This is a genomic window from Caballeronia sp. LZ034LL (assembly GCF_031451215.1).
Lineage (GTDB): Bacteria > Pseudomonadota > Gammaproteobacteria > Burkholderiales > Burkholderiaceae > Caballeronia.
In genome coordinates, this window is record NZ_JARUXR010000004.1 from 529967 (window position 1) to 544384 (window position 14418).

At 64.1% G+C, this 14418-nt stretch carries 16 protein-coding genes; 5 read left to right on the forward strand and 11 right to left on the reverse strand.

What is annotated here, in order from left to right; translation table 11 throughout:
- Nucleotides 1-85: 85 nt before the first annotated feature.
- Nucleotides 86-1333, forward strand: a complete 1248-nt coding sequence (gene glyA, locus QCE83_RS29785; protein ID WP_309819657.1) for a serine hydroxymethyltransferase — start codon at nt 86-88, stop codon at nt 1331-1333.
- Nucleotides 1334-1405: 72 nt separating this feature from the next.
- Here the strand turns inward: glyA and QCE83_RS29790 are convergent, their stop codons facing one another.
- On the reverse strand, nt 1406-2065 hold the full coding sequence (locus QCE83_RS29790; protein ID WP_309819659.1) for a flavin reductase family protein: 660 nt from the start codon (nt 2063-2065) through the stop codon (nt 1406-1408).
- A 161-nt stretch (nt 2066-2226) separates the two neighbouring features.
- Entirely contained in the window at nt 2227-3555 is a 1329-nt protein-coding gene (locus tag QCE83_RS29795) for an aspartate aminotransferase family protein (RefSeq protein WP_309819661.1), read from the reverse strand.
- Between the two features lie 155 nt (nt 3556-3710).
- Here QCE83_RS29795 and QCE83_RS29800 point away from each other — a divergent pair, with 155 nt between their 5' ends.
- Nucleotides 3711-5126, forward strand: a complete 1416-nt coding sequence (locus tag QCE83_RS29800) for a PLP-dependent aminotransferase family protein (protein WP_309821174.1) — start codon at nt 3711-3713, stop codon at nt 5124-5126.
- Here the strand turns inward: QCE83_RS29800 and QCE83_RS29805 are convergent.
- From QCE83_RS29805 to QCE83_RS29840, 8 genes are all read right to left on the reverse strand, one after another.
- Entirely contained in the window at nt 5113-5409 is a 297-nt protein-coding gene (locus tag QCE83_RS29805; protein ID WP_309819663.1) for a hypothetical protein, read from the reverse strand. The two genes, QCE83_RS29800 and QCE83_RS29805, sit on opposite strands and share 14 nt — an antisense overlap.
- Before the next feature lie 222 nt (nt 5410-5631).
- Nucleotides 5632-6807, reverse strand: a complete 1176-nt coding sequence (locus QCE83_RS29810) for an ATP-binding protein (protein ID WP_309821175.1) — start codon at nt 6805-6807, stop codon at nt 5632-5634.
- 335 nt (nt 6808-7142) lie between these two features.
- A complete protein-coding gene (locus QCE83_RS29815) occupies nt 7143-7631 on the reverse strand; it encodes an H-NS histone family protein (protein ID WP_309819667.1) in 489 nt (162 codons plus the stop codon).
- 28 nt (nt 7632-7659) lie between these two features.
- On the reverse strand, nt 7660-9198 hold the full coding sequence (gene hpnR / locus QCE83_RS29820; RefSeq protein WP_309819668.1) for a hopanoid C-3 methylase HpnR: 1539 nt from the start codon (nt 9196-9198) through the stop codon (nt 7660-7662).
- A 209-nt stretch (nt 9199-9407) separates the two neighbouring features.
- Nucleotides 9408-10199, reverse strand: coding sequence for a methyltransferase domain-containing protein (locus QCE83_RS29825; RefSeq protein ID WP_309819670.1), 792 nt, complete (start codon nt 10197-10199; stop codon nt 9408-9410).
- A gap of 5 nt (nt 10200-10204) precedes the next feature.
- Nucleotides 10205-10984 (reverse strand): ABC transporter substrate-binding protein, encoded by a 780-nt coding sequence (locus QCE83_RS29830; protein WP_309819672.1) that lies wholly within the window; start codon nt 10982-10984, stop codon nt 10205-10207.
- Between the two features lie 141 nt (nt 10985-11125).
- Complete coding sequence (locus QCE83_RS29835; RefSeq protein WP_309821176.1) at nt 11126-11551, reverse strand: Hsp20/alpha crystallin family protein; 426 nt, start codon at nt 11549-11551, stop codon at nt 11126-11128.
- Nucleotides 11552-11567: 16 nt separating this feature from the next.
- On the reverse strand, nt 11568-12002 hold the full coding sequence (locus tag QCE83_RS29840; protein WP_309819674.1) for an Hsp20/alpha crystallin family protein: 435 nt from the start codon (nt 12000-12002) through the stop codon (nt 11568-11570).
- A 294-nt stretch (nt 12003-12296) separates the two neighbouring features.
- Between QCE83_RS29840 and QCE83_RS29845 the strand changes: the two genes are divergently transcribed.
- The 3 genes from QCE83_RS29845 to QCE83_RS29855 all read left to right on the forward strand — a co-directional run bounded on the left by QCE83_RS29845 (nt 12297) and on the right by QCE83_RS29855 (nt 13960).
- Entirely contained in the window at nt 12297-12485 is a 189-nt protein-coding gene (locus QCE83_RS29845) for a DUF2970 domain-containing protein (RefSeq protein ID WP_309819676.1), read from the forward strand.
- Nucleotides 12486-12558: 73 nt separating this feature from the next.
- On the forward strand, nt 12559-13542 hold the full coding sequence (locus QCE83_RS29850; RefSeq protein WP_309819678.1) for a 2-dehydropantoate 2-reductase: 984 nt from the start codon (nt 12559-12561) through the stop codon (nt 13540-13542).
- Nucleotides 13543-13567: 25 nt separating this feature from the next.
- Entirely contained in the window at nt 13568-13960 is a 393-nt protein-coding gene (locus QCE83_RS29855) for a nucleotide pyrophosphohydrolase (protein ID WP_309819680.1), read from the forward strand.
- A 13-nt stretch (nt 13961-13973) separates the two neighbouring features.
- Here the strand turns inward: QCE83_RS29855 and QCE83_RS29860 are convergent, their stop codons facing one another.
- Entirely contained in the window at nt 13974-14225 is a 252-nt protein-coding gene (locus tag QCE83_RS29860; protein WP_309819682.1) for a DUF4148 domain-containing protein, read from the reverse strand.
- Nucleotides 14226-14418 lie beyond the last annotated feature (193 nt).

Consider the following 14418-nt stretch of genomic DNA (forward strand, 5'->3'; position numbering starts at 1 on the left):
CGGGCCGCGCGCGACTTCGGTGAAATGCAACGTGTGGATCAGGCACCCGAAGCAGTTCGACTTCAACTTTCATCGATACTTCACCATGTTCAATCGCGCTAGCAGCACCGTCGAAAACGTCGACCCCGAACTCTGGGCGGCCATCAGCCATGAAAATCGCCGTCAGGAAGAGCACATCGAACTGATCGCGTCGGAGAATTACACGAGCCCCGCCGTCATGGAAGCGCAAGGCTCGCAGCTCACCAACAAGTATGCGGAAGGCTATCCGGGCAAGCGTTACTACGGCGGCTGCGAGTATGTGGACGTGGTGGAACAGCTGGCCATCGACCGCGTGAAGCAGCTGTTCGGCGCGGAAGCGGCCAACGTGCAGCCGAACTCCGGTTCGCAAGCCAATCAGGGCGTGTTCTTTGCGATGCTCAAGCCGGGCGACACGATCATGGGCCTCAGCCTCGCGCACGGCGGTCACCTGACGCATGGCTCGCCGGTGAACATGTCGGGCAAGTGGTTCAACGTCGTGAGCTACGGCCTGAACGAAGCTGAAGACATCGATTACGACGCGGCCGAGCAGCAGGCGCGCGAGCACAAGCCGAAGCTGATCGTGGCGGGCGCTTCGGCGTTTGCGCTGAAGATCGACTTCGAGCGGCTGGCGAAGATCGCGAAGAGCGTCGATGCTTATCTGATGGTGGACATGGCGCACTATGCCGGGCTGATCGCGGCGGGCGTGTATCCGAATCCGGTGCCGCATGCGGACTTCGTCACCACGACCACGCACAAGAGCCTGCGCGGCCCGCGCGGCGGCGTGATCCTGATGAAGGCCGAGTATGAGAAGCAGATCAACTCGGCGATCTTCCCGGGCATCCAGGGCGGTCCGCTGATGCACGTGATCGCGGCGAAGGCGGTTGCGTTCAAGGAAGCGCTCTCGCCGGAGTTCAAGGAGTATCAGCAGAAGGTGGTCGACAACGCCCGCGTGCTGGCGGAAACGCTGGTGAAGCGCGGCTTGCGCATCGTCTCGGGCCGTACGGAAAGCCACGTGATGCTGGTCGACCTGCGCGCCAAGAAGATCACGGGCAAGGCTGCTGAAGCGGCGCTCGGGGCAGCGCACATCACGGTCAACAAGAACGCGATCCCGAACGATCCGGAGAAGCCTTTCGTCACGAGCGGCATTCGGCTCGGCTCGCCCGCGATGACCACGCGCGGTTTCGGCACGAAGGAGGCGGAGATCGTCGGCAACCTGATTGCCGATGTGCTCGAAAGCCCGGAGGACGCGGCCAGTCTCGAACGCGTGCGCGCGCAGGTCGCGGAGTTGACGAAGCGGTTCCCGGTTTACGGTTGAGGCCGGTTGTATTCCGTTGGATTGCACGACGCCGCGCTGATGCGCGGCGTCGTGCGTTGGGACGTGCTGGCTTCACACCTGCGCAAGCGCCTCGTATGCATTCTCCGGAATCTCGGCGAGTCTGGACGGATGCACTTGTCCGCTGAGCCCATAGAACTTCTGGAAGCTCATGATGAGCGGCGACCACTTGTCCGGATCGATGCGATTGGCGTGATCGTCCATGAGCAGATCAGGATGGACGTGAACGCGCTGGATCCGCACTTCGAAGAGACTCAGCGCGCCGCGCAGTTCGTCACTGTCCTCGCCGATGCCATGCGCGGCTGCCAGCACGGCTTCGAGCTGGATCGGGCATTCGAGCGCGCGAGCAGCGGCGACGGTATCGGACTTCACTCGCGTCATGCCCGCGCGCCCGAACTTGTCGGGTTCATACACATAGCCCAACGCCTGCCGGAACGGTGAGACGGGATTCATGCCCGTGGTTCGCGCGATCCGGTCGACAGCGCTCACTTCTCCGCTCGACGGCAGGTTCAGCACGCATTCGCCGGTGCGCAGCAGATTTTGCGCGGTCTGCGAACTCGTCGCGATGCCGAGCGCGCCGCGCCAGCCCAGCCAGAATGCCGACGATATCGGTGCGAGGTTATGCGTGCCGTCTTCGTTGACGGTGCTGACGAGCACGACAGGCGTGCCGAGATACAGGATGTGCGGTTCGGCGACGACGTGAGGCGCATTCATGGTTTCTTCCTCGTTGAGTGAATGTGTCCATGATGCGGATGCCGCGCGCTTCCTTCACCCCGGTTCTTGCGCCGTCATCAGTGAAGACCCGCATTTGCCGAAATGCGATAGTCCGCAAAAAAACGGCCTCATAAAGTGGCACTCACCGGCATTGAAGACGCTTACTTGACGCTTTCCAGCACCTTCTTCACCGTGCCGAAGATCTGCTCGATCTGCGCATCCTCGATGATGAGCGGCGGCGAGAACGCGAGAATGTCGCCGGTGTAGCGGACCAGCACGCCGGCCTCGAAGCACTTGACGAACACTTCATACGCACGCGCGCCCGGCGCGCCTTCGCGCGATTCGAGTTCGATGCCCGCCACCAGACCCAGATTGCGGATGTCCTTGACGAACGGCGCGTCGCGCAGCGCGTGGACGGCGCTCTCGAACTTCTCCGCCTTCGACGCGGCGCGCTCGAACAGCTTGTCGCGCTGATAGAGATCGATCGTGGCAATTGCCGCCGCCGTCGCGACCGGGTGCGCCGAATACGTATAGCCGTGGAACAGTTCGATGGCGTTGGCGGCGCCCGCATCGACGATCGCATCGTGAACCTTGCGATGCGCGGCCACTGCGCCCATCGGAATGGCCGCGTTGTTGATCGCCTTGGCCATCGTGATGAGGTCCGGCGTCACGCCGAAATATTCGGCGGCGGTCGCCTTGCCGAGACGGCCAAAGCCGGTGATGACCTCGTCGAAGATCAGCAGGATGCCGTGCTTCGTGCAGATGTCGCGCAGCTTTTGCAGATAGCCCTTCGGCGGCACCAGCACGCCGGTCGAGCCGGCGAGCGGCTCGACGATCACTGCGGCGATCGTCGAGGCGTCGTGCAGCGCGACGATGCGCTCCAGTTCTTCCGCGAGATGCTCGCCCCACGCCGGCTGACCTATGGTGAACGCGTTGTGGGCGAGATCGTGGGTATGCGGCAGGTGATCGACGGACGGCAGCAGGCCGCCCGAAAAGGTCTTGCGATTCGGCGCGATGCCGCCCACCGAAATGCCGCCGAAGCCGACGCCGTGATAGCCGCGCTCCCGGCCGATCAAACGGGTGCGCTGGCCTTCGCCCCGGGCGCGATGATAGGCGAGGGCCATTTTCAACGCGGTATCGACGGATTCCGAACCCGAATTCGTGAAGAAGATCCGGTCGAGCCCTTCGGGCATCAGGCCGGCGACGCGGCTGGCGGCTTCGAACGCGAGCGGATGGCCCATCTGGAAGGTCGGCGCGAAGTCGAGCGTGGAGACGGCCTTCTGTACCGCCTCGACGATCTCGTCCCGGCAATGGCCCGCGTTCACGCACCACAGGCCGGCGGTGCCGTCGAGCACGTCGCGGCCGTCGGTCGAACGGTAGTACATGCCTTTCGCGCTTTCCAGCAGGCGCGGCGCGGCCTTGAACTGGCGATTGGCGGTGAAGGGCATCCAGAACGACGAAAGGTCTTCGATGACGGGGCGGGCATTCATGGCAGGTCTTCTCCGGAAAAAAGGCGGTTACGGCACTGTATTCCGCAGCCATTTTGCGCGGCATAGACAGTTCTCTCACTGCGTTGCTAACTGTGCTGGCAAAATGCGGTGAACTGTATTGGTCAACGCGCATGGCCCGCGCTATTCTCGCCTTCATGATCGAACTCAAGCTGGAGCGCGGCTCGCGTCAGACGCCGACGCTCGTCGAACAACTGGTGCGCGCGTTCTCGCAGGCCATCGAGGAGCAGACGCTGCGCGCGGGCGCGCTGCTGCCGTCGGTGCGGCGGCTGGCCGAAGCCGAGCGGCTCAGCACTTTCACGGTGACGGAAGCGTATGGCCGGCTCGTGTCGATGGGCCTCGTCACTGCGCGGCGCGGTTCGGGTTATCGGGTGGCCGTGCGTGGCCGCAGCGAGCCCGTGCGCGAACGGGCGTGGCAGCCGCCGAGCCTCACCGCGACCTGGCTGCTGTCGGATGTCTTCGCGGATCATTCGGTGCCGATCAAGTCCGGCTGCGGCTGGCTGCCCAACGAATGGGTCAATGAAAGCGGCCTGCAGCACGCATTGCGCGCGGTGAGCCGCGTGCCGGCGGCGCGCATCGCCGACTACGGGCATCCGTACGGGTTCGCGCCACTGCGCGAGCGCATCGCGGAACAACTCGACCGCCATGGCCTGCCGGTCGATGCCGCCACGAACGTTCTCCTGACCGCCGGCGCCACGCAGGCGCTCGACCTGATCGTGCGCACACTGCTGCGTCCGGGCGATGCCGTGGTCGTCGAGGATCCTGGCTACTGCAACCTGCTGCAGATTCTGCAACTCGCGGGTTTGCAGGTGCATGGCGTGCCGCGCACGGTCGCGGGCATCGATACCGATGTGTTCGAGCGCGTCGTCATCGAGCACCGGCCGAAAGCGGTGTTCCTCAATACCACGCTGCAGAACCCCACCGGCGCGACTTTCAGCATGGCTTCGGCCTTTCGGCTGATGCAGATCGCGGAGCGCCACGGCCTGTGGGTCGTCGAGGACGATGTGAACCGCGAACTTGCGCCGCCCGGCGCGCCGTTGCTCGCATCGATGGAAGGGCTCAATCGCGTGCTGTACGTCGGCGGGTTCGCGAAGACGATCACGCCGTCGCTCCGCTGCGGCTATGTCGTCGCGGAGCGCGACGTGCTGCGCGAACTGGCGCGCACGAAGATGGCGGTTGGGCTGACGACCTCGGAGGCGACCGAGCGGATCGTGGAAAAGGTGCTGACGGAAGGACGCTACGCGCGGCACGTCGAGTTCGTCGTCGAGAAGCTGAAGGACGCGCACGTGCTGATCGAAGAGCGCATGGACGCGCTCGGCGTGGAACTGTTCCGCCGGCCGCGCGCGGGGCTGTTCGTGTGGGGCGCGCTGCCAATCGATCCCGCGCGCGGCAACACCGTCGCGACGCAGGCTTTGCAGCATGGCATCTGGCTGGCGCCGGGGTCTTACTTCCGTCCCGGCGACGCGGCAAGTCCGTGCTTTCGCTTCAACGTGCCGTATTCCGCCGACGACGCGCTGTGGACCTTCTTAGAGAAAGCGATCAGGGGCGGCTGACGACTGACTGGTCTCGCAGCACGCGTTGCGCGTGGCGCGGACGGTTCTGTTTGACGCGCGCAGCCGCGAGATGCGTCCGCAGATGCTCGCAGACATCCTTGCGGCGCACCGGATTGAGCGGATCGCACAGACGAATGGTGAGGGTGGCCGGACCCGTCGGGGCGGGCGTGAGTTCGGCCGCTTCCCACAAGACCACGGTGAAGGTTCCATCGGAGACCTGCACCACCTGAAACCGCGAGAGATCGATGTGGGTCAGCTCATGAGGTTCGATCGAATGATGCATGAGGTCCTCGGCGTTATCGACAGGGTCAGGCTGCGTCATGCAAACAGTGTGCCGATTTTGGACGGCTCATGCGCTCGTGGTTCGTGGCGCCAGGCTGTCTGTAAAAGCTTCTGCACATGCACTGAATTGTTGACACTGATAGTCCAACACGCGAGAACGCAGCCCCGCCGCGCCGTCCCTGCGCCGGCATTAATCAGATCCGCTTCAGAACGGCCGGGACGTCTAGGGCTGCTGGATGAAATTGCGAATCAGGTAGTCATTGAACATCGGCACAGTAAACGCTACGTCTCCATGTGATGGACTGTAAATCATGCCTTTGCTGATGATCTGCGCGCGGCGGGGGCCGAGGCTCTGCAGGGTCTCACCCAGCGCGTCGGCAACATCGGCGGAACGGTACGGGCCATTGCCCAATTTCGCCATCGCAATGACGTATTCACGTTCTTTAGGCGTGAGCCGATCAAAGCGTACCTTGAAAAAACCCTCGTCCAGTCGCTTGAGTGTTGTCGTCTCGGCTAGCTGCGCATCGGCGACGGTAATCGTATCGCCGGCTGCGAGATTCCAGCATTGGTGACCCCACTCCTGCAAGAAGTAGGGGTACCCCCTGGTTTTCGCAAAAATCTCGATCAGGGCTGCCTCGTCAACGAATGCACCCTCATCAGTAACAGGTTGGCGGATCGCTGCTTTCGCGTCTTCTTCCGGCAACGCACCGATTTCAGGGAAATGAAACAATCGCTCGGCGTAGGACTTGGCCTCTCCCGACAAAGCGGCGACCTGGGGCAAGCCGGCGCCAAAAAACAGTACAGGCAAGCCTCTCTGGTTGATCTTGTGCAACGCTACGATTAGCGCCGCCAGGTCTTTTTCGCTGAGATATTGGACTTCATCAATGAGCAGGGTCCACGCTTTGCCTGCGGCCGTGGCAGCCTCGCCGACCCGCACGAACAACTCGGGAAGATCATTTTCAAGATCTCCGCTGTCTGCGACACCTTCTTCGGCATCCACTGCAATCGCAATGTCGCCGTATTCAAGCTTGAACGTCGAAGCAAATGACCTGAGGGCTCGCAGTGCATCGTACGCTTTCGCCTTTGCATTGGCCGTTGCGGACAACTTTCGGAGCGCTTGATGCAAGCGAGGCAGCAACTGCTCGCCCAAGGACTTGTTCTCAGGAGCCTCGATCATCGAAGTCACGTGCCCACGGTTCTCAGCAAGCGCTTCGACCGCATTGAGCAGAACAGTCTTGCCGACGCCTCGCAATCCAAGAAACATTTGCGAACGGCTGGGCTTGCACAGCAATGCACGCTCAATGGCAATGCGCGCGTCCTCAATGATGGCTTCACGGCCAGCGAGTTCAGGCGGCTTACTGCCTGCACCCGGCGCGAAGGGATTTCTGACTGGATCCATCATCTGTCTCTGTATAAGAATCTCTACCTAAGTATATCGGGAGATTCATATACGTTCGTATACTTTTATAGATTTCGTTACAGAACCGCTCAATCACCCGGCCTTTTGGCTGAGGTCGCAGTTCGGGCGCGGCACGTGGCGAGCCTGTGAAGACAGCTGGGAACGGCTGGCCGCTGGGCGCGCTCGTCGAGTAACCTTCAGACATTGCGCGCTGAGGTGCTTGCTGCCGCACCTCCTTGCCAGGAAGGGCGGTCGCAGTCTTCGAAGCCGTCACAGCGGTGTCGGGCCCGATAGACCGTTCCGGGTGCGATACGTTTCCTCAACGGCAAAAATCCTCACTTCCGCGATGCCGTCTTCCTGCCGGACGTCTTGCGAGCCGGCACTGCTGCGGACTTCTTCGCGGCCGGCTTCGGCCTGGATTTCGCGGCCGCCTTCGCCTTCGGCTTCACCGCGACCTCCACCCCCTCCGCATCAATCAAAAACCGGCTGCGGTCCTTCACATTGGCGATCCACGCAGGCGGCCGCGCCCAGCCGCTCCAGGTCTCGCCGGTCTCCGGATTGCGATACTTCGCCGGCAGCTTGCCCGTTTTCGCGGCCCGGTTCACCGCTTCGTGCCGCTTCACGGGCGCGGGAATCGCGACATTCGGCTTGGCCGCGCGCCTCGACTTCTTGCGTAGCCGCTCGGTGTCGTCCGCAGCGAGACCGTGGCGCTCCATCATCGCGCGGATGTCGTCGAGCACCGCCTGCGCGTGGTCCGCAATCAGGCTCTCCGCGCGTTCCTGCAACTTCCTGAGCCGGGCCTGGATCTGCTTGAGCGTTGCCATCGACCTCTCCTTGTTTTTGAAGAAAGCGCTAGTCCGCGCCGCTTCGCGTTTCGTCGACGAACTTCTCGGTCGCGTCATCGATGCGCCGCGACTTGCGCCCCATCGGTCCGTGCACGTAGACGGCCTTGACGTTCGCGGCCGCGTCGGGCGGGAGCGGCGGCGTCATCGGGTAACGCACCGTGCGCGCGTGATCGCCCAGTTGCAGGCGCGGATCGAACACGGAGTTGAAGCGCCACAGCATGCGGATGAAATTCGTCTGACCCTGCATCAGCAAATGCACGGCCTGGCCCGCCGCGCCGCGCAAGGCCGCCCAGCCCATGTGCTTGCGATTGAGCACCTGCTGCGTGCGCACGAGTTCCGCGTAGAACTCGGGCAAGGGCAGGCGCGTGGGCAGCACGGCGTGCTGGATGTCGTAGAGACGATAGTCGAGACTCGTCAGCCGGCGCTGTTCGCGCAGCCAGATCTCCGTGCCGGGATAAGGCGTGTTGACGCTGATGTTCACGATCTCCGGAATCTCCAGGCACCATTGACGCACCGCCTCGAAGCGTTCGCGCGTCCAGTCGGGATCGGCGATGAGATTGATCGCGACCGTGATCCCGAGCGATCGCGCGAACTCCAGCGCCTCGAAATTCTTGTCGAGCGTGATGCGCTTGCGAAACGCTTTCAGCCCTTTGGCGTCGATCGCCTCCATGCCGATGAACATGTACTGCAAGCCGAGCGTGCGCCAGAAACGGAACACCTCCTGGTTGCGCAGCAGCACATCGCCACGGGTTTCGAGGTAATACTGCTTGCGGATGCCGCGTTGCTGGATCGCGCGGCCTATCTCCATGCCGTGCTCGGCGTGCACGAAGGCGACATCGTCGACGATGAACACGCCCAGCTCACGGATCGACGCCAGTTCATCGGCGATCACCTGCGGACTGCGCGCGCGATAGCTGCGCCCATAAAAGGTCCACGCGCTGCAAAACGTGCAGTCCCACGGACAGCCGCGCGCGAATTCGATCGACGCACACGGATCCAGCGTGCCGATGAAATACTTGCGCCGATGCCGCAGCAGATCGCGTGCGGGCAGCAGGTCATCGAGACTGTCGACGAAGCGCGGCGGCGGTCCCGCGCCTTCGCTCGTCACCGCGCCGGGCACGTCGAGCAGGGAAGCGCCGCTCGCGACCGCATGCAGCAACGCATTCACTGAGGCCTCGCCTTCGCCTTTCAGCACGCAATCGATCGCGCCTTGCGCGTGGCGCAGCAGGTCCGCCGCCGTGAACGACGCACTATGTCCGCCGACGAACACGAAGCAGGCCGGCAGGACGTCGCGGACGGCGCGGGCGAGATCGATGATTTCGGGAATGTTGGCGAGATAGTTGCCCGAGAAACACAGCGCATCGGGACGCCAGTCGCGGATCAGACGGTCGAGGTCGCGATGCGTTTCGACTTGCAGGTCGATCAGGCGCACATCGTGTCCCGCGCGGCGCACGGCGGCCGCGACGGTTTCGAGCCCGAGCGGTTCGAGGCGGAGGAATACGCGGGTGTACATCAGCCCGCTGGGATGAACGGCAAGCACCTTCATGGACTCTCCTTGCGAGAGTGAGCGGCGCCAGCCCGCCGGCCGCTCCGGTCATGTCAGATCATGCGGATCGGATCTCCATTCGCGCGCGGCCTCGCTCAGTGCGGTATTTTCAGTGCGGTATTTCAGTGCCGATGCGAGGTCGGGTTCATTCTACTGGCGGCGTGCGCGGGATGCCGGCAGGGTGCGCGGCGGATGCTTCGACGGAAAGGCTATTGACGCACGGCGAGAAAGGCGGCGGTCTCGTAAGGCACGGTGACTTCGCTTTTACCGCGCAAGTCGGGTTCATCGTCGATCAACTGGCGCACCGCGCGCTCGATGTCCTCGCGCTCTGCCTCAGGCAGCGCCGCGATGAAGCTCGTGGAACGCACGCGATTCAGGATCACGTCTTCCGGCGCGCCCGTGTGGCCAATGCCGAAGTGCGTTTCGACGAGCGGCCCGAAACCCGCATGCGGAAACGCGCTGCGCCAGGCGCCGGTGTAGTAGCGCGGCGTGTCGCCTTCGTAGCGGTTGACGATGGCGTCCAGCTTCGCGACCCACGGCACGCGGGCATCGCGCATGTTCCAGACGAGGCCGAGCCTGCCGCCCGGTTTGAGGACGCGATGAATCTCGTCGAGCGCCGCGCGGCTGGCGAACCAATGGAACGACTGGGCGCAGACGACGGCATCCACCGAGGCGTCGGCAAGCGGAATGGACTGCGCGCTGCCCGCCAGCGCCTCGACCTCGGGCAACGCGGCCGAGAGCTTCGCGCGCATGGAATCGACCGGCTCGACCGCGAAAACCTGCGCGCCGGTCTGCACGAGCCGCGGCGTGAACTTGCCGGTGCCCGCGCCCAGGTCGACCACGCTCGCACCCGGCCCGAGCCCGAGCTGTTCGACGAGCCAGCCCGTGAGCGCGGGCGGATAGTCGGGCCGTCCGCGCACATAGCTGTCCGCGTGGGCCGTATAGCCGACAGCCGCCGCGCGGTGGACATTGGAGGAACCGGATGCGGGCGGCTGCGTCAAGGTGATTACTCGCCGTAGATGTCGAAGTCGAAATACTTCTGCTCGATGCGCTTGTACGTGCCGTCCTTGATCATCGCGGCGATGGCGCCGTCGAGTTTTTCCTTCAGGTCGGTGTCTTCCTTGCGCAGGCCGATGGCCGTGCCGGGCCCGAAGATCGCGCTGTCTTCCAGCGCGCCGCCCGCGAAACCGTAAGGCTTGCCGCGCGGCGTATCGAGGAAGCCGCGCTCGGCCTGCACGGCGTTCTGCAGCGAGGCATCGATACGGCCGGCCAGCAGATCCTGATAGACCTGGTCCTGATCGGCATACGACACCACCTTCACGCCCTGCGCGCCCCAGTGGACCTTCGCATAGGTTTCCTGCATCGAACCCTGTTCGACGCCGACCGTCTTGCCCGCGAGCGCTTCGGCGGTCGGCTGGATCGAGGAGGCGCGCTTCGCCACGAGGCGCGTCGGCACGTGGAAGAGCTTGCTCGAGAAGGCGATCTGCTTGACGCGCGCGGGCGTCATCGACATGGTGGACAGGACGCCGTCGAACTTGCGGGCCTTGAGGCCGGGAATCATGCCGTCGAAGGCGTTTTCCACCCACACGCACTTCGCGTTGAGGCGGCGGCACAGTTCATTGCCGACATCGATATCGAAGCCGACCAGCGAGCCGTCCGGCGCTTTCGATTCGAAAGGCGGATAACTTGCGTCGACGCCAAAGCGGATCGTCGACCATTCCTTCGCATGCGCTCCGATCGATACGGTCAGCATCGAACCCAACAACACCGTCAACAGCCTCTTCACGATAGTCCCTTGTTTTCTTGAATGATTGAACTTGGGGCGGCGGGCGCCGCCAGGGACGATTATAGAGAGTCGCTTCCAGACACGAAAACGGCCGCGAAGATCGCGGCCGTTCTTGTCGGGCGTGTTGGGCTTGCCGGTGTTTCAGCTTGCGCGCACTTCGACGCGACGCGGACGCGCCTGCTCGCGGCGCGGAATGGTGAGCTTCAGCACGCCATGGCTGAGATTGGCGTCGATCTTCGTGGTGTCGAAGTCGTCGCTCACCGTGAACGCGCGGACGAAACGCGGCGCGCGCAGTTCAGTGTGATGCGCACGGACCGCGCCCTGCACCGGCAGGTCCGCTTCGGCTTCGATGGTGAGGCGCGCGTCGTGCACCTTTACATCGAGCTTCTCGCGCGGCACGCCGGGCAGGTCGGCATAGACGGTAATGCCCTGGCTGTCCTCGATGATATCGACGGCGGGCGTCACCGTAGTGCGGCGCACGGCGTCCACGGTCTGCGGTGCGACGCGGGCTGCGGTTTGCGGCGTGGTTTGCGGCGTGGCTTGCGTTGCGCTTTGCGGGGTATCGATCATGATGGCTTCCCTCTTACTGAATGGTGATGGCGCGCGGCTTCGATGCTTCGCGCTTGCCGATGGTGATGAACAGCGTGCCGTTTTCATAGCGCGCTTCGACCTTGTCGCTGTCCGCGTTCTGCGGCAGTTCGATCACGCGGCGGAAGCTGCCCTTGAAGCGCTCTTTCGCATAGGTGCGCGAGCCTTCCGCGGCTGCCGGCGCGCGCCGTTCGCCGCTGATGGTGAGCGTGCCCTTGTCGACGGTGACATCGAGCGATGCAGGCTCGACGCCCGGCGCGAACGCGACGATCTGGATGGCCTCGTCGGTGCTGCCGATGTTCAGTTGCGGAAAGCTGTCCGCGCGGCTCGAACGAATGCTCGAAGGCACGTTGCCGAACAGCGAGGACACCTGCCGTTGCACGCGGTCCAGTTCCGAGAACAGGTCGCCGCCAAAATAAAAGTCACTCATGGTCCAGTCTCCAGGGTTGCGGCCATGTGGCCGGCAGCAGGAAGTTGAAACGGCAGCGTGTCGGTTCGCCGCCTCTGCATCCAAGGTAGGTGCGCAGGCTATCGTTTCAATACCCTTCAACGGGTCTTCAAGCACACTATATTTTTGCCGCGCGTCTCTTGAAACAGCGGCGCAAGCCCCTAGAGCGCGGCCTTCTGCTACCGCTCGAAACGCCGCAACTGCTGCTGTTTTTTGCGGGCAGCAGCGCTCATCATCGGGACATGAACAACGCATGTCCCCTTGAAGGAGCCGCTCGTGAACCTCTTGAAGATGATCCGCATCGTGCTGTGGAGTTTTTTCGGCGTGCGCCGGCGCGCGTCCCACAACGCTGATTTCGCGGAGGTGAAGGTATCGCTTCTGCCGTTCGTCGCCGTCGCGCTGGCGGGCGCGTTCGGCGCGACGCTGCTGATCCTGGCCCGGCTCGCGACGGGCATCGCGCATTGAATGTGCAGCGGCGCCGGATTCCCCTCTTACAATGGCGAACGATCGATAGCCAGCGAAGAGAGGAATCAGCACCATGAAAACAGGCATCTACGGCGCGGGCGCCATCGGCGGCTGGCTCGGCGTCAAGCTCGCGCAGGCGGGTTGCGACGTCAGCGTGGTCGCGCGCGGCGCGACGCTCGAGGCGCTGCGGCAGGACGGGCTGCGGCTCGTCGAACAGGACGCGACCCATACCGTGAAGGTCGCGGCGAGCGCCGACCCGGCGGACCTCGGCGTGCAGGATCTGGTCATCGTGGCCGTCAAGGCCCCGGCGATGGAATCGGTCGCCGCCCACATCGCGCCGCTCATCGGGCCTGACACGATCGTCCTCACCGCGATGAACGGCGTGCCCTGGTGGTTCTGCGACGGCCTGCCCGCGCCCTTCACCGGCAAGCAGCTGTCGTCGGTGGATCCGCACGGCAGCATCGGCGCCGCGATCCCGGCAGCGCAAACGGTCGGCTGCGTGGTGCATGCAAGCTGCTACGTCGAGACGCCGGGCGTCATCCGCCATCATCACGGGCGTGGACTGATCATCGGCGAAGTGGCGGGCGGCCCGGCTGCGCGTACCGAGGCGCTCGTATCACTGTTCGCCAAGGCGGGCTTCGACGCCACCCTCTCGCCGCTGATCCAGCGCGACGTATGGTTCAAGCTGTGGGGCAACATGACGATGAATCCCATCAGCGCGATCACCGGCGCGACCACGGACCGCATCCTCGCCGACGACCTGGTGCGCGGCTTCGTCACCGGGGTCATGCTGGAGGCGAAGGAGATCGGCGCGCGCTTCGGCATTCCGATCGAGCAGGCGCCCGAAGACCGTCACGCCGTCACGCGCAGGCTCGGCGCGATGCGCACCTCAATGTTGCAGGACGTGCAGGCGGGCAAGGCGGTCGAACTCGACGCGCTGGTGGCCTCCGTGCGCGAACTCGGCGCCATGACGGGCGTGCCGACGCCCTTCACCGATGCGCTCCTCGGACTGGCGCGGCTGCATGCGCGCACGCTGGGGCTGTATCCGGATGCGTGAGATCGGAACCGCGTCGGAGGGCGGCATGGAGCCCGGTAACCGGCAGGACGAAGAGCGCGGCGAACTCGCGGAGATGCGCGACCTGCTGCGCGAGTTCGTCCGCGAACGCGACTGGAGCCGCTTTCATACGCCGAAGAACCTGGCGGCGGCGCTCTCGGTGGAGGCGAGCGAACTCCTCGAACCGTTCACGTGGCTGGCGAACGGCGAAAAGAGCGAACTCGACGAAGCGAAGCTGCGCGCGATCCGCCACGAGATGGCCGACGTGCTCGCCTATCTCGTGATGCTCGCCGATGCGCTCGATGTCGATCTGTATCGCGCGCTGGTCGAGAAGATGGCGCTCAACCGCGAGAAGTATCCGGCGGAGCGCGTCAAAGGCGACGCGCGCAAATACACCGATTACTCCGACCACGAAGACTGAGCGCCTGCTTCGATCAGTGCTGCTCGGTCTGCCCCTGCGCCTGCCGCTGCGCGACGATGCGGCTTGCCGCGATGGCGTTGTCGGGATAGTTGAGCCAGTCGTCCGGGTCATAGCCGGCGGCGCGCCACAACAAGAACTCCTGGCGGACCTGTGCGCGGGTCTTGGGCGCGTTGGGATCCGTGAGCTGCGCGGCGGTCTGGGCGAATACGGATGTCGCGCAGCACAGCGCAAGCGCGGACAGGATCAGGCGGGAAGGATGTGTCATGACGATGACCTCGCGCGCCGAGACGGCGGACCTAAGGCAGTGATTTGATTCTAGGTGACGAAGCGCCTTTGTGCAGTGACGGTCCTGACGTCGCGCACGAGGAGCAAGTCGTCGCATCGACATATTGTCTGCCGGTCATCCGCCTATACTCGGGTCTTCCGGGTGGAGCGCAGCGGCCTTGCCAATGCAACGT

Excerpts from the sequence above, each read along its gene's own strand:
- glyA (WP_309819657.1), top strand. The coding sequence starts at position 86 with ATGTTCAATCGCGCTAGCAGCACCGTCGAAAACGTCGACCCCGAACTC.
- QCE83_RS29790 (WP_309819659.1), bottom strand. The coding sequence starts at position 2,065 with ATGAATGCGCCTCACGTCGTCGCCGAACCGCACATCCTGTATCTCGGC.
- QCE83_RS29795 (WP_309819661.1), bottom strand. The coding sequence starts at position 3,555 with ATGAATGCCCGCCCCGTCATCGAAGACCTTTCGTCGTTCTGGATGCCC.
- QCE83_RS29800 (WP_309821174.1), top strand. The coding sequence starts at position 3,711 with ATGATCGAACTCAAGCTGGAGCGCGGCTCGCGTCAGACGCCGACGCTC.
- QCE83_RS29805 (WP_309819663.1), bottom strand. The coding sequence starts at position 5,409 with ATGCATCATTCGATCGAACCTCATGAGCTGACCCACATCGATCTCTCG.
- QCE83_RS29810 (WP_309821175.1), bottom strand. The coding sequence starts at position 6,807 with ATGGATCCAGTCAGAAATCCCTTCGCGCCGGGTGCAGGCAGTAAGCCG.
- QCE83_RS29815 (WP_309819667.1), bottom strand. The coding sequence starts at position 7,631 with ATGGCAACGCTCAAGCAGATCCAGGCCCGGCTCAGGAAGTTGCAGGAA.
- hpnR (WP_309819668.1), bottom strand. The coding sequence starts at position 9,198 with ATGAAGGTGCTTGCCGTTCATCCCAGCGGGCTGATGTACACCCGCGTA.
- QCE83_RS29840 (WP_309819674.1), bottom strand. The coding sequence starts at position 12,002 with ATGAGTGACTTTTATTTTGGCGGCGACCTGTTCTCGGAACTGGACCGC.
- QCE83_RS29850 (WP_309819678.1), top strand. The coding sequence starts at position 12,559 with ATGAAAACAGGCATCTACGGCGCGGGCGCCATCGGCGGCTGGCTCGGC.
- QCE83_RS29855 (WP_309819680.1), top strand. The coding sequence starts at position 13,568 with ATGGAGCCCGGTAACCGGCAGGACGAAGAGCGCGGCGAACTCGCGGAG.
- QCE83_RS29860 (WP_309819682.1), bottom strand. The coding sequence starts at position 14,225 with ATGACACATCCTTCCCGCCTGATCCTGTCCGCGCTTGCGCTGTGCTGC.